Origin of the sequence: Parapedobacter sp. (genome assembly GCF_035556095.1) — a bacterium.
Lineage (GTDB): Bacteria > Bacteroidota > Bacteroidia > Sphingobacteriales > Sphingobacteriaceae > Parapedobacter.
In genome coordinates, this window is record NZ_DATMFT010000014.1 from 1 (window position 1) to 13,904 (window position 13,904).

Here is a 13,904-nt window from a genome sequence, read left to right on the forward strand (position 1 = left end):
TCCGTGTCAAACCGCTCTCGCGCCATTGGCGCACAACGGTAAACATGTAATCTCTACGCTCTTTCATAATCATATTATTTGTGGGCGTAAAACTACAGCCGATTAGTTAAGCATAAAAGATGTACTTGGTAGGGCGGATACTAATTGGTTTCTTAGTGATGCATATTGATGAAAATAAATCCGATTGGTTTCAAACTATTGCTGGTAGCATAGTTCAAGTGGATGATGACAAAATAGTCAATTATCTCACTCATTTGTTCTATCAACTAGTAAAACAAAACGTAGAATTATCGTACCTATTGATAACAAAACGTTTTGAAAGTCTCGGAAGAAAAAATTTCCTCGAAAGCTTTTGGCATGAACTAGTAAACCAAAACCACGAACTATTCCATGAACAGTTGACAAAATGGTTTAATGCTGAAAACAGGAATATACATTCAGCTATCCTTAAACTCACATCGTTATCCGAGATACACGAACATGATTTCGCGTTATCAGAAAAGGTGTTGACGACAATAAACAGCTCCGAGAAATTGTATGTTGCGATGAAAATTGCTGGATATATGTACTCAAAGGAACACCTACAATCTTTGATTATATCTTTAGTGAGATCTGTCAAGGAAGACGAAGCAAACCTGTTAGCTGAGTTATATGATATTTTTTATTCCTATGTAATCTATAACTACAGATCTACTTTGGATATGATAAGCGAAGAAGCGAAAAAAGAGAACACTCCCTCCCATATCGCGAATTTCTATGACCAGCTTGAGAAAGCCTACGAAATCTATTTTCAGAACTTCTCTCTAATTAAATCCCACTCCGAGCTCTCTCACGATAGCCCCCTTTCTCAACATCTACAATACTATAAGCAGCAACAGCTATCAGTTGGACTAAAAGAGTCCCAAAAACACTCTTTCATGGACTCCATGAAAAAAGTTCAACTACATTCCAATAATTGGGCATCTCGCAATTCGTCTGAAAACCAACACCACATACGTACTCTTGAAAAGTTTGGCATAAGTGTAGAATTTCCTGCTGGTGAAATTTACAATCCAATACTACAGGAAAGTAAACGTAGGTTGTATCAAAGAATAAAAAAACATGAAATTAATATTGACTGAATATATCAATTCATTAAAAGAAGATGGGGAACTAGATAAATTAATTAAAGACGTCCTCTTAGCCCATAACTTTGAAATATTCTCGGAACCTGAGAGAGGCAGACAATATGGGGTTGATATTTATGCCGTCGGAAAAGATTTTCAAGATAATGATGTTCAAAAGGTCTTTTTAATCACGGTTAAGCAAGGCGATATCGATCGTCAAAAATGGAATGTGGATCAAAATAGCGTCCAACAGTCCCTTGACGAAATTCGAACGGTATTCATTAGAAACAACCTTGCGCCGCAGCACGTAAATCTGCCAAAGAAAATAATTGTGGTCTCAAATGGCAGAATGAAACAGGCTATTCAACAAAACTGGCGGGGGTATCAGGAAACCAACAATGATTATGAATATGTATACTGGGGAATAGATTTTATAGTAAATGAGTTCCAAGCTCACCTACTCAACGAGGATTCGTTTTCAAATGAAGTTAGATCGCTATTCCGTAAAACAATTATAAATTTAGAGAATCCGGAATACCGATTAGAAGATTTCACTGCGTTACTGACCTCTCTGTTTTCAGAATTCCAAGCTACCAAACAGAAAAGGAAAAAATTCAAACTGCTAAAACAGCTTCGCTTGGTGGTTGCTATCGTGACTAAATATTGTCGCGAGGTGGATAATTTAAAACATGCGATAAAATGTGTCGAAAAGTATATCCTGCTTCTCTGGTCGGAAATCTCAAAAAATGACACAGACAAAGATTTGATCATAGCTTTTATAGAAGCTTATAACGATCAAATTTCTGTGTTTTATGCTTATTACGCCAAACTTAGCTACATTGGATCGATTCAGGATGGATTTGGAAAAGCAAAACACGAAGCGCTGATTTACACCGCAGTATTATATGAACAAGTCGGCATATTTTCTCTTTATGGCGCTCTCTTGTTACAAATACACGATGTTCTATTAAGCAAAAACGAAAAGCTTGCTGGAATTATAAAACAAAGAGCTAATGAAGTAGCCGATATGATTATTAAGACTTTGAATAATAATCCTATTTTCTTTAATCCGAGGGCCGACGATCATCACATTGAACTAAACATATTACTAATACTACTATACAGACTAGATCGGAAAAACGATATAAAAGGTATTCTTCAAATCTTCCTTAAACAAATTAGTGAAGGTCTTGCCTTTTTAAAAATTTTCCCTGTGTTTTCAAACTCGACTCAAATTATGGCAGAACTTGACGTTGATCATGAAAAGCGTATAAAATATGAATACGGATCTAGTACCCTTTTAATCTCATTAATTGAGTGGACATTAGTTATTGCGGATAATGATCTATATAACAGCTATAGGCTAACGAAGAGCACACTTATGAAAGACATCGAATTGATACTTTGGTTTCCTGATAAAAGTAGCGAAAGTGGACTATATCATCAGAACGTCGTAGGTGAGACGGGATATTCATTGTCAGAAATTGAATTGTTAGAAGATTTCAATGCCTATAAAACACTGGTTCTTGAAGAATACGCAAAAAACTGTGCTGAAAAAGACTTTTCGTTTATACAAAAATCATTTTGGTCAATTGGTCTAATTGCCGCACGACATTACCGAACTTATATTTTCCCGCATTATTGGAGACAATTTATTTCTGGATAACTTATACTGATATTATAAGTTTCTTATTAAGTAGCAATGGAGACCGGTAGAGCCTAATTTATCAAATACAAAAAGAAAGCCCCGAAACGGGGAGAATCGGGGCTTTCAAACTAACCAATTATAAACCTAAATTATGAAAAGACAATCTTATAAATTTCACTAACTGACTCTATAACGCATGTCGGCACCGTTTTGTTGCAGCGGATTTGTTAAAACATATTAAACAGACAATGCGGTGACCAAAGGCGGTCTAAAAAAGAGAAACCCGTCACTTTGAAAGCAACGGGTCTCCGCCCCAATGGGGTTAGGGGCTATCAACCTAAACCTACATTCTAAAACGAAGGAACGGGCGTATTATTTTGTTGGGCGAAAAAAATGCCCCGGCCAAACCAAAAGCCAGGGCGTGGTATTCCTATGAAAGCGGTACCGCGCCGGTTGGGAGCCGGCACCAACAGTACCTATACCAAAAGCTAATGTACAAAATCGATTTCGGTGTTCCAAAGATTTGGAAGTCAGTGGCAAAGTTTTTACCTTTAACGTAACTAATGTGCAGCCTGGACTGAAGTAAGCTATAATTGGTTTTAGTAATTGTGGTCGGATGGCTTTTGACGGACTTGTTGGCTCCGTTGGATTTGAGTTGGAAAGAACGGCGGACAAAAGAATTGGCACTGATGGAAGATCTGGTGCCGCAATTGAGAAAACTTGCTCAAGGATGTGAGATATCAGGACTAGCGACTTATGAATAAAAAAAATATTACAGCGATCGATCCACGGGGTTATGACGCCATATTGCAACAGGCTGTAGCAGAAATACGTGTTGGTCGAAACCTTGTAGCCCGCCAAATCAACAGTGGTGTAAGCTCAGTTTACTGGAGTTTGGGCAAATTACTTTTCGACAAGCAACTAGTAGAGGGTTACGGCACGGGCGTTGTGAATCAACTATCGCTTGATCTGAAAAAGGAATTTCCAGACATGGGCCTATCTCCGCGCAACTTGTGGAACATGAAGCGCTTTTATGAGCGTTATTATCAAGAAGATACAAAACTGCTACAGGCTGTAGCAGTTTTGCCGTGGGGGCATAACCTATTGTTGCTTGACAAGGTACAGCAACCCCACGCTGTAGCATTCTATGCAAACGAAACGATCACCAAAGGATGGTCCAGAAATTTGTTGCTCAATGCGATAAAAATGGACACCTATAGTCATGCTAAGGGGCAACTAAAATCAAATAATTTTAAGGAAACACTGCCCGCTGCACATGCGGACTACGCCGACGAAGTATGCAAAAGCGCTTATAATCTAGGTTTTTTAGGCATCACCGAACCGATCAAGGAGTTGGAACTAGAAAACCGACTCATCGCCAAAATCAGATCTTTCATATTGGAACTAGGACGCGGGTTTAGTTTCATTGGCAACCAATATCGGCTGGAATACAACGACAAAGAATATTTTGTCGATATGCTCTTTTTCCACCGGGGTCTACGTTCCCTAGTGGCTATTGAACTGAAGATCGGAAGCTTTAGGGCTGAATACGCTGGAAAAATGAACTTGTACCTATCCCTGTTGGACCGTCTCGAAAAAGGAGAAAACGAAAATCAGTCCATCGGAATCATCCTCTGTGCCGATAAAGATCATTTGGACGTGGAAATAGCGCTACAAGACATCAACAAACCCATTGGCGTAGCCGAATATCAATTGCTTCTGCCTAAAGACGAATTGCAAACCTTGGTACTCAATGAAATAAAAGCAATAGAAGAAGATGAGGAACAAAAGTGATCTGATACCTGAATTACGCTTCCCCGAGTTTGCGGATAGGTCATCGAGTGACCGGTCCGGATTGATATAGCTATCCCAACTGGTATTGAAAGAGCGGAGACGCAGGTCAGCGATTTCTGTCAACGACAGTTGGTGATTGGCATTATTTACCCGCTTGTAATATCGGCCTTTGAATGCAACGGGTTTTACCGGAAATTCCTTTACCGATAGAACACCGACTTTGGTCCGGCCAAGTCTATTTCATCCACATCGGCGATGATATTGGGTTGGTCACGAAGGAATCTTCTTTTTGGATATGAATATCCAATTGTTGGGTAGTTCGTGCTTGGCCATCCTGATTAGCGATTACTTGCTTGCTTCTTATGACGTTTTCTTCGAAAATAATTTCTAAAGCCTTATCAAGAAATGGGTCGGTCGCCAATATAAGGTCGTCGACAGCGTACGAAGCATAATAATCGGGAGGAATGCCTTTCAGATGGTGTACAGTTTTCCACAAGGGCTTATTTCTGATTCTATTTGACTTTCAATTCAGCTTTAACTCTCTGCACAAAGCCCAAAGAAACAGATGCCAATTCCGCAATTTTTTCATCATCGAAATCGGTGTTGAACAGTAGATTTTTAATGAATTGGAAATCCCTTTTTTCGGCACCTTCTTTAAGAGCCTCTCTACGCACCGAATCAAACGCATTCTGCGTATCCCACTTAGATTTTAAACTTGCTTCGTATGCCATACGTTCCTCCTTCCTTAATTTTCATCTGCTCGGTCTGTTTCATTGGTAGATGAGAGATCGATAAGCCCACTTTCTACGCATTGGGCTTATCTTAGTTTGCTACTTCCGATATCTTAAAGATAAGCTGAAATACAAAAACCATCCATCGAACGACAGATGGCTCGATACCATCACAGCGTCAGCCCAAGTCGCTGTTATTTTTTCTTAAGTAAATCAGCGCGGACTTTGCGCACAAAATCAACTGAAACTTCCGCTACTCCGGCCGCAGCCTCATCGTTCAAGCCCAGTTGTTGTATAAGATTAGCTACCACCTTGTAGCTTTTCTGCTCGGCCCCTTCAACACGTGCCTCACGTCGCACCGCGTCAAAAGCATTCTGCGTATCCCACTTATTCTTTAAACTTGCTTCGTATGCCATACGTTCCTCCTTTCTTAGTTTCGCTACTTCCGATACGTTAAAGATAAGCTGAAAAACCCGCTTATCCAAAAATGTCGGAACCTTATCCAGCGTGTTCATGTGCTTCAACAGGTACAGCCATTTGTCCATGTCTGTGAGCAACTCATTATCCGGCTTTACAAAATTAACGATTTTATCAGCTCGCAATTAGCCCTGATCGGCCTGATAGAGCCCTTCGGGGTTCCAAGAACTTAAAACCCAGTTTATTGTAAAAAACTTCTCCCGACGTCTTTTCCATCAAGGCGATATCGTGGAAGTAACGATCTTGTTCGCCCGCACCCATACGGAACTCCAGAATGCCGATTAAGTAAACTTCCGGTAGTTGGTAATCATTAGACGCCTTGCCCTTTTTCAGTAACCGCTGGATGAGCCGCGATACGTAATACAGTGCCCTGTCCTTGAAGAAATCCTGCCGGATGCGCTGCATCTCGACGATGAAATATTCGCCGTTATCGCCACGGCAATGCAGGTCGAAAACAACACGTTTATCGTCATCATCATCGCCGTCATGTTCATTAGGCGCATATTCGAGTTCTGCAATGTGCTTCTCCCCCTGAAAAAGGTCATTAAGAAACGTTATTAAAATCTCCTTGTTCGGTTCCTGCCCGAAAAGGTGGCGAAACCCCCAGTCAGTTAAAGGGTCGATGAATCTTCCTATTTTAGGTTCTTTTGAATTGGCCATACACAAAGATAAAAATTTTAGCTTAATTTTGCCGGTAAATTTATTGACCAATTAGCTTTTCAACTGAATGGTATGTGCAATTTTATCAAATACGTCAACATCCATAATTACAAAAATCAGAGAAGATCCAACATATTCCTCACCCCACTAAAAAGAAAACGAATGTTTATAAGGTGTAGCAGTGATAATTATGGTTCAGCCATAGATCGTTAAGCAACGCATTTCCGGCCTTCGAAGAGTTGTTGCTCCAGTTCACGGGGCAAGAACGGCGGAGCCAATTTCGAATCACATTTTTGTAGTTGGCGATCATTTCGTATTTTTACAAAAATGAATGGTCCTAACATGCAAACTTTGATCGTCCAACCAGAAAACAAGGAACAACTTCTTGCTGTTCAATCCGTATTGAAGCTACTTAAAATTAATTTCGTTGTCGGAGAAGACGAAGCTTTACCTACGTATGTAGCGGATGGAACGAAGGAGTCGATGCTGGAAGCGCAAGCCGGTAAATTGACACCATTCACTTCAATTCGAGAAATGCTAGATTTGAAATGAGCCTCGAAATTCATTACTCGAAATTCATTATACACCTAAAGCCAAGAAGTCCCTTCAATTTTTACATGCATTCATCACGGAAAAATTCGGTAAGAGACGCGCCGATAAATTTATCCGGGAAGCTGAAAAAACGATTCTCCTACTAAAGGAGCAACCTTATCTCTTTAAGAAAAGTGAATTGGGGGAAAACATCGGCTTGGCCTTATTATTCTACATTTCTTTTGGGATAATCGGCAAGAGCCTTTTTACGATTAATCTTTACAGCTCCTTATTTGGCTAATAAATAGAATCCGTACTTTTTATCTTGGCCTTATTAGCACATTTGTAATCTTCTCTGAAAAATCCGCTACACTTAAACCAAAAACCTGACATCGCAGTGTTATCGCTATTCGTTATAAAGGTCGCTAAAAACAAAGCCCCGAAACGGGGAGAATCGGGGCTTTCTAACTAACCAATTATAAACCTAAATTATGAAAAGACAATCTTATAAATATTACTAACTGAACCTATAACGCATGGCATATCCATTTTGTTGCAGCGGATTTGTTAAAACATGTTAAACAGACAATGCGGTGACCAAGCCGACTTAAAAAGAGAAACCCGCCACTTTGAAAGTAACGGGTCTCCGCCCCAATGGGGTTAGGGGCTATCAACCTAAACCTACATCTAAAACGAAGGAACCGGCGGATTGTTTTATTCAGTGAAAAAAAAATGCCCTGGCCAAACCAAACAAGACCAGGGCGTGGTATTCCTATGAAAGCGGCACCGCGCCGGTTGGGAGCCGGTACCAACGGCACCTATACCAAAAGCTAATGTACAAAATCGATTTCGGTGTTCCAAAGATTTGGAAGTCAGCGGCAAAGTTTTCCAGCAAACAGGGAGTATCATAGTGCGGAGATCCTGCCCATGGCGACGATGGCCAATAAGCAAACCATAGACAGGGTGTGCGTCGGTTTCATTGCGGTAAATATAGGCATTCGAGGGCACATCGCCCTTACTTCTCTACCCTTCGTATTGGTGTAATTCGGTGACCGTCAGAAAATAACCGTCGGGGTCCCGGAATGAGAATTCCTGCCGCAATGAATTTGGGTTTACATGGAGGTCTTCTTCAACGGCCCAGTCGGCATCTGTGAGGTTCTGCCTGATTTCTTTCCAATCCGCCGTGCGGAAATAAAGCAATAACCCGTTGCCTGCCGGCAACACCGGGTTTGCCATGGTCGGGTGTTGGTCTGCCTGCCACGCGTGGAGGCACAGCACGACTTCGTCAGCTTCGGTTGTCATGACGGCAAAATGGTCGCCGCCGTGTGCGTTTTTAAACTTAAATATCCGTTGATACCACTGCGCACTTGCTTGGACATCTTTCACGGCAACCATTGGATCTAATTGGGTCATTCGAGACGGATTTCGTTGTCAATTCAATGGGTCATCTATCGGCTTGAACCGTTTCGCTAAAAACCCAGTGGCCTTTTCCGGATGGATGTCGCACAGGGTTATTCCCGGCTCGCCGTACCGCTGGTGGACCAGGCAAGTGCCGTCCGGGGCGATGATGGCCGAACCGGATTCCTGGAAGGTGGTGGCATAATTGACACTGGCAAAATAGATTGTATTTTCCAGCGCCCGCATCTGCATGGCCTTTTCGTAGTAGGGATTGTCCTTGTGGCCCCATTCGCGAAGCGTGACGCCCGCCGTGTTCCCGCCTGAGAAATGCGGGTGGAAAACCACCTTCGCGCCCCGGCGTGCTGCCCAGCGTACCGTTTCGGGATAGCGGAAGCCTTCGTGGCAGATGGCTATCCCAAACGTCAGCCCGCCCACTTCGAAGAGCTGCCGCGTATCGCCCGGCGTCCACCATTCATCTTCCGAAGGATCCAATTGTACCTTTGCTTGATACCCCATCACTCGGCCATCGGCACCGATGACCTGCGCGACATTATATACCTCATCGCCGATGTACCAGTCCATGGGCAGGATGATGGCAATACCGTGCCGCGCAGCAATGCCCTGTGCTTCGGCAACTGCCCTTTCCAGGGCCCTGGGCGTGCGGTCGCTGGTTGGATAGCCCATGCCGGGGTATCCGGGTAAATACGATTCTGGGAAACAGACGACCACGGCGCCGCTGGTTTTCGCGCCCTCGGCCAATCGGTCCAGCCATTTCAGCCGTTGGGTGCGATCCGGGCAAATGGGTGGCGAAGCCAATGCGATTTTCATGGCCTAAATTTAGGAAAAGGAGCCGGAAAAAAGTCGCTGCATCGGAAAAAATACCGGCTCGGGGCAACCGCCAGAACGCCTGCCTGTAACCTCCCCACACAATCCGGCTTTTTATATGTTATTCACCGAAACGATTGGACAATGGATGATTCGCGAACCCCTTGGCTACGGCAGCTTTCACGGATACTTTTGGCGTTTTTTATGGTCGCCACTGGTATCGGTCACCTGACTTTTTTGCGGCAGGAATTCCAGGCACAGGTACCGAGGAGGGTACCGCTGGACACCGATGCCAAACGGTTGGCGCGCCTGTTTTTCCAGCCCGTGCTCGTGGTTTGGGCGCTTTGGTCATCCGGTGCATGGTCGTACCTACGCCGGCGAACGATAAGTAACATGAATCGTACGGAAAGGAAATAACATGCGGTATGTTTTGCCCATGGGCGTGGTACTAGTTGTCGGTTGTGGCGAATAACTTGATGACCACTTTCGCTTCCGGGTCGACCGGGGCGTTGTGTTTGGGATAAGGTGCTACGTCGATCAACCGGAACCTGATGTCGTTGATCACCGTATCCTGCGGGAACTTCGGCCCACCGTGGGTATTCAGGTCGAACAAATGCCTGTAGTTGCCCTCAGCAATGATTTCAAAGCGCACCCCGGCATTGCCTGCCCAGACGCACTGCACCCCTTCGGGGCAGCGCGAGTCCCCGAGCAGGGAATCCACCCGGATGCGGAAGTCGTGTTCGGCATCGTAGTAGGTATCGCCCAGCCCGATCACGATGGTGTCCCCTTTCCGCTCGGTCACCAAGCGCTGCCGGACATACACTTTGTCCGGGTTTTCGGGGATAACCGTCAAATCACTAATTGTAAGGGTGTCCTCTCCCCTGCTATACAGCTTATGCGTGGATTGGGGAAAATCGTCATGCCCATCGAAGCGGATGGTCAGCAGGCTGTCCGCCAGTGTGTAATGGAAGGGTGAATATTCCTCGGATTGCCGGCTCAGCACGCCGAAACGGCCGCGATCGGTACTTTGGAACTCGATGAATTGCAGCGCATAGCTTTCCGCATCCACCCATGTCCCTGCCAGCAAACCGAAATCGGCGCCCGCATCGCTGTTCTTTAGATTGGCCTTGGAACAGGAACCGAGCGTAAGGAAACTTGCTATTGAAACATAACCGATGGTTAGTATTGCTTTCATTTTCAGACCCTCCTTTTCATTATAGACGGTTGTGTAACCGGATGTGCTACGTTCGTTAATGTGAAAAATTTACAGTCGGTTCTTTTCATCCGAACCACATTGACCTCCTCCCAAATTCCGAGTCATGCTAAAGTAGGGAATTCGGGATCGAATTGCTAAATTTTAAAAAGGAGAAACCAGGATGAAGGAGGTCAGTTTTACCCGGGCTAAATAGCCGTACTTTGCCCTTTCTTGTATTTCAAAAATGCCACGAAATCTGACACCTCTTGCTTGAGATTAGCCGGTAAGGAACTGATTTCTGAAAACAATTGCGCATCCGAAACAGTACGGCTTTCTTTGGCTTTGCTTGGTTTGGCACTTTTCGCAGATACCTCATTCAGATCATATGGTGTGTTGAGTAAATTCTGATCCAAATGCAAGAAATCGGACAACTTACGAATCATGCTTTTTGATAGCCCGCGCTTTCTATTCAGTACTTCGGATACAATCCCGCTGCTTCCGATATACGGTTGCAAATCCTTTTGCTTCAAACCCATGTATTCCATTTTAAGTTTGATGATTTCTATGGGGTTGCCGACATCAATGTTGGTATGCTGATTTTCGTAAGCCTCAATCAAACCTGAAAGCAATTCAAACTGTTTTACGAGTTCTTCATTTTCTTCAAACCCTTCCCGATCACCAAGTTCTTCCAACAAGGCGACCGCCTTGTTGTACTCTTCCTCATTTCTAAACATTTTCATTTTCATGGCTTTCATTTAAACATTTCTACAACATACTGCTTGTTTAGTTTGCAAAGCTTCGAATATGCTGCGTGTGTACCAATCCACTTAACATAAATCACGGATTGCTTCAATTTGGAGTGAAATTGATATTTAATGATGATTCGTATGTGATTTCCTTTAATGTCAATTACAGCGCGCTCACCTCCGATAATATCTACAGCCTTTGCTCCAAACGATTCGACAATATCTTGGGGTTTTTCCCACGTTAGCGTTTTGACCAACGATACCCAAGCTTCGAGAGCGTCCTTTACTTTCGGATTTGTTTCGATATATTTACCTATCGAAGTGACTTTTACGATTCTAACCATGTTACTATTGCCAGTGATTTCGCTCTCGATTACAAAGGTAGGGATTTGCTCTCGAAATGAGAGATTTTTTATTTTGTTTTTTGAAAACATCGAGACTGACAACGACACAATTTAGAGACAATAAAAAAAAACGAGTTCAGCGAGCGCCTAAAGTTGGTCGCTGCATGTATTTCCCAAACAATGAATGTCAAGTTTTAAGAGCACAAAACTTGACATTAACAAATAATGGCTACCTTTGCAAAATGACGTTGGCAACACAGATACGCGACAGAATCACACAGCTACCCGATGGGAAGACCTTTGGGTATAACGATTTGCGTATTGCCAAAAAAGAATATACCACAGCGGCGAAAGCATTGGAGCGTCTGCAAAAGAAAGGCTTAATAAAGAAAGTATCCAAAGGCGTGTTTTATAAACCCGAACAGACCGTGTTTGGCGAGTTAAAACCCGACTACAGCGAGCTACTACGCCCTTATCTGTTTGAAAACGGTAAACGAGTAGCCTACGAAACCGGTACAGCGCTATATAATCGTTTGGGGCTGACCACGCAAATGGCTTTCCGCACTAAAATAGCCAGTCGGAGTAAACGCATCAATATTGATCGGGGGGTTTTAAAGGCAGATGCCGTAAAAAGCTATGCCGAAGTAACCGATAATAATTATGTTATTCTGGGTCTATTGGATGCATTTAAAGATATCAAACGTATCCCTGACAGTTCGGTCGCTCAGGCAATCCGGAGGCTAAGTGCTATTTTGGAAGCGTTAGACGCAAAGCGGCTCGAATCATTAATTAAATATGCCTTGGTCTATCCGCCCAGGGTAAGGGCTTTGGTAGGCGCTGTGTTGCAAAACAACGGTTATCGGGAAAAAGGGTTAGAAAGGCTAAAAGACAGCCTGAATCCGCTCACCACTGTCAAATTAGGCCTGAACGAATCCGAACTACCCACGAAGCGCAACTGGTATATCGAATGAGGCTGCATGAGAACATAAAACTATACAGGGACGCGATTCGGTTTACCGCGCAACAAATGAACCTGAAACCTGAATATGAGTTTGGTCCGGTTTTCATATAGCGAAAGCCCGTTGGATGACCTAAGGAAAAAGATAAGGCATACCTACGATTTGCACCAGCTACTCACCCAACAGGAGTTTTCCGACTTTCTCAATTCACCCGACTTTGAAACCATGATACTGAAAGTGGCTGCCGACGATGTGACCAGTTTTAGAAACAATAATAAGTGGTTAGCCTATCATCCGAATGAATCCATCATTTTAAAGATTTAGAAAATAGCTGGCGCGAGGTGCGCATCGCTTATACAGGCGATTTTAAAGACCTCGTATACGGAAAATTACCAGAGGAAGACGCCATTTTGACGACCCTGAAAATGATTGGAGCAAGGTTAAATAGCGTTACTTGGACCATTCAACCGTAACTTGTAGTTTTCCAGGAAATCCGCCACAAAAGTCGCTAAAAACAAAGCCCTAAATCAGGGAGATCGGGGGGTTCTAACTAACCAATTAGCTTCCAAAAAAGACGGTTTGACGAGTAGAAATTGTTCACTAATTTTAACGGCAAATTACGAAAGGGTCGACAAAACTGAAACCAACTATTTTATGATAACCGTAAACCCATACCTCTATTTCAACGGGAATTGCGAAGAGGCTTTTGATTTCTACAAATCAGTGTTTAAATGTGAATTCAATTATATCGGCCGATATAAAGATGTGCCGCAAACTAGCCGCGGGTTGTTTACGGAACAGGACCATAAGATTATGCACGTTTCGCTTCCGATCAGCAGCAAAACTACATTGATGGGTGCGGACAGTACCGCGCTGTTTAATCAACCGGTGTCAACGAGCAATTTCTCCTTATCGATCAGTACCGACAACAAAGAAGAGGCCGACACGCTATTTCAAAGCCTATCCGAGGATGGGGAAATAAAGCTACCAATGAACGAAACTTTCTGGGGTTCATACTACGGAATTGTAACCGACAAATTCGGAATCAATTGGAAGATAAGCTTCGAGTTGGACTGATTGGCAATTGGATTACCAATAAAAACACACTTGAATACCTGAGTGTACCTGATTATTTTGAATTTCGCGCTGACGGTACATATAGGGCGGATTTAGTTACTGGTCTTGTCACGGGTCGTTGGGAGATAAACGGAAATAAACTCTTGCTTACCGGGGCCAGCAAATTTGAGCTTTCCGAAGATGGCTTTGACATCCTTAAGCGCACCGGCAATGAGTTCGAATTCACCGACACATATTATCCTGAATTTGAAGCTCCCAATTCTTGGGAAGATCACCAATACAAAGGAGCGAAAGCAGAAATCACCTATTACCTGCAAAAGAAGTAGGCCTTCAATATTAATCGCCACTCCATATTGGGTGGTACGTCTAAGGAAATAGAAAATCTTTAAATATTGTCTGCACCGATGTAATCT

20 protein-coding genes are annotated in these 13,904 nt (G+C 43.3%); 11 read left to right on the forward strand and 9 right to left on the reverse strand.

Going from position 1 to position 13,904, the window contains the following annotated elements:
* Positions 1–119: 119 nt before the first annotated feature.
* The 4 genes from VNQ80_RS06775 (at position 120) to VNQ80_RS06790 (ending at position 4,548) form a co-directional block, all read left to right on the forward strand.
* Positions 120–1,121 carry a hypothetical protein gene (locus tag VNQ80_RS06775; protein ID WP_325636742.1) on the forward strand — a complete coding sequence of 334 codons (1,002 nt, stop codon included), beginning with the start codon at positions 120–122 and terminating at the stop codon, positions 1,119–1,121.
* A complete protein-coding gene (locus VNQ80_RS06780) occupies positions 1,102–2,772 on the forward strand; it encodes a hypothetical protein (RefSeq protein WP_325636744.1) in 1,671 nt (556 codons plus the stop codon). Before VNQ80_RS06775 ends, VNQ80_RS06780 begins: the two co-directional genes overlap by 20 nt.
* A 575-nt stretch (positions 2,773–3,347) precedes the next feature.
* Positions 3,348–3,518, forward strand: a complete 171-nt coding sequence (locus tag VNQ80_RS06785) for a hypothetical protein (RefSeq protein ID WP_325636746.1) — start codon at positions 3,348–3,350, stop codon at positions 3,516–3,518.
* Entirely contained in the window at positions 3,511–4,548 is a 1,038-nt protein-coding gene (locus VNQ80_RS06790) for a PDDEXK nuclease domain-containing protein (protein ID WP_325636748.1), read from the forward strand. Before VNQ80_RS06785 ends, VNQ80_RS06790 begins: the two co-directional genes overlap by 8 nt.
* A 235-nt stretch (positions 4,549–4,783) precedes the next feature.
* On the opposite strand, the gene VNQ80_RS06795 is transcribed toward VNQ80_RS06790, so the two are convergent.
* From VNQ80_RS06795 to VNQ80_RS06810, 4 genes are all read right to left on the reverse strand, one after another.
* On the reverse strand, positions 4,784–5,044 hold the full coding sequence (locus VNQ80_RS06795) for a hypothetical protein (protein WP_325636750.1): 261 nt from the start codon (positions 5,042–5,044) through the stop codon (positions 4,784–4,786).
* Positions 5,045–5,060: 16 nt separating this feature from the next.
* On the reverse strand, positions 5,061–5,279 hold the full coding sequence (locus VNQ80_RS06800; protein ID WP_325636752.1) for a hypothetical protein: 219 nt from the start codon (positions 5,277–5,279) through the stop codon (positions 5,061–5,063).
* 194 nt (positions 5,280–5,473) lie between these two features.
* Positions 5,474–5,824 (reverse strand): PD-(D/E)XK nuclease family transposase, encoded by a 351-nt coding sequence (locus VNQ80_RS06805; RefSeq protein WP_325636754.1) that lies wholly within the window; start codon positions 5,822–5,824, stop codon positions 5,474–5,476.
* A 46-nt stretch (positions 5,825–5,870) separates the two neighbouring features.
* The gene (locus tag VNQ80_RS06810; protein ID WP_325636756.1) at positions 5,871–6,416 is read right to left on the reverse strand and encodes an Rpn family recombination-promoting nuclease/putative transposase; all 546 of its coding nucleotides are present in this window, start codon (positions 6,414–6,416) and stop codon (positions 5,871–5,873) included.
* Positions 6,417–6,743: 327 nt separating this feature from the next.
* Between VNQ80_RS06810 and VNQ80_RS06815 the strand changes: the two genes are divergently transcribed.
* Together VNQ80_RS06815 and VNQ80_RS20935 are read left to right on the forward strand one after the other, a co-directional pair.
* Entirely contained in the window at positions 6,744–6,968 is a 225-nt protein-coding gene (locus tag VNQ80_RS06815; RefSeq protein WP_325636758.1) for a DUF2683 family protein, read from the forward strand.
* A 22-nt stretch (positions 6,969–6,990) separates the two neighbouring features.
* Positions 6,991–7,248 carry a type II toxin-antitoxin system RelE/ParE family toxin gene (locus tag VNQ80_RS20935; protein WP_414692985.1) on the forward strand — a complete coding sequence of 86 codons (258 nt, stop codon included), beginning with the start codon at positions 6,991–6,993 and terminating at the stop codon, positions 7,246–7,248.
* Between the two features lie 722 nt (positions 7,249–7,970).
* Here VNQ80_RS20935 and VNQ80_RS06820 read toward each other — a convergent pair.
* Complete coding sequence (locus tag VNQ80_RS06820; RefSeq protein ID WP_325636760.1) at positions 7,971–8,360, reverse strand: VOC family protein; 390 nt, start codon at positions 8,358–8,360, stop codon at positions 7,971–7,973.
* 18 nt (positions 8,361–8,378) lie between these two features.
* On the reverse strand, positions 8,379–9,173 hold the full coding sequence (locus VNQ80_RS06825; protein ID WP_325636765.1) for a carbon-nitrogen hydrolase family protein: 795 nt from the start codon (positions 9,171–9,173) through the stop codon (positions 8,379–8,381).
* A gap of 141 nt (positions 9,174–9,314) precedes the next feature.
* Here VNQ80_RS06825 and VNQ80_RS06830 point away from each other — a divergent pair, with 141 nt between their 5' ends.
* Positions 9,315–9,587 carry a hypothetical protein gene (locus tag VNQ80_RS06830; RefSeq protein WP_325636767.1) on the forward strand — a complete coding sequence of 91 codons (273 nt, stop codon included), beginning with the start codon at positions 9,315–9,317 and terminating at the stop codon, positions 9,585–9,587.
* 31 nt (positions 9,588–9,618) lie between these two features.
* Here the strand turns inward: VNQ80_RS06830 and VNQ80_RS06835 are convergent, their stop codons facing one another.
* The 3 genes from VNQ80_RS06835 to VNQ80_RS06845 form a co-directional block, all read right to left on the reverse strand.
* Complete coding sequence (locus VNQ80_RS06835; protein ID WP_325636769.1) at positions 9,619–10,365, reverse strand: hypothetical protein; 747 nt, start codon at positions 10,363–10,365, stop codon at positions 9,619–9,621.
* Between the two features lie 206 nt (positions 10,366–10,571).
* Positions 10,572–11,105, reverse strand: a complete 534-nt coding sequence (locus tag VNQ80_RS06840; protein ID WP_325636771.1) for a hypothetical protein — start codon at positions 11,103–11,105, stop codon at positions 10,572–10,574.
* An 11-nt stretch (positions 11,106–11,116) separates the two neighbouring features.
* A complete protein-coding gene (locus VNQ80_RS06845; protein WP_325636773.1) occupies positions 11,117–11,455 on the reverse strand; it encodes a type II toxin-antitoxin system HigB family toxin in 339 nt (112 codons plus the stop codon).
* Positions 11,456–11,697: 242 nt separating this feature from the next.
* On the opposite strand from VNQ80_RS06845, the gene VNQ80_RS06850 reads away from it, so the two are divergent.
* The 4 genes from VNQ80_RS06850 (at position 11,698) to VNQ80_RS06865 (ending at position 13,817) form a co-directional block, all read left to right on the forward strand.
* On the forward strand, positions 11,698–12,426 hold the full coding sequence (locus tag VNQ80_RS06850; protein ID WP_325636775.1) for a DUF6088 family protein: 729 nt from the start codon (positions 11,698–11,700) through the stop codon (positions 12,424–12,426).
* Between the two features lie 75 nt (positions 12,427–12,501).
* Positions 12,502–12,738, forward strand: a complete 237-nt coding sequence (locus tag VNQ80_RS06855) for a hypothetical protein (RefSeq protein ID WP_325636777.1) — start codon at positions 12,502–12,504, stop codon at positions 12,736–12,738.
* A 330-nt stretch (positions 12,739–13,068) separates the two neighbouring features.
* A complete protein-coding gene (locus VNQ80_RS06860) occupies positions 13,069–13,491 on the forward strand; it encodes a VOC family protein (RefSeq protein WP_325636779.1) in 423 nt (140 codons plus the stop codon).
* Positions 13,464–13,817 (forward strand): lipocalin family protein, encoded by a 354-nt coding sequence (locus VNQ80_RS06865; protein WP_325636781.1) that lies wholly within the window; start codon positions 13,464–13,466, stop codon positions 13,815–13,817. Before VNQ80_RS06860 ends, VNQ80_RS06865 begins: the two co-directional genes overlap by 28 nt.
* The last annotated feature ends 87 nt before the right edge of the window (positions 13,818–13,904 follow it).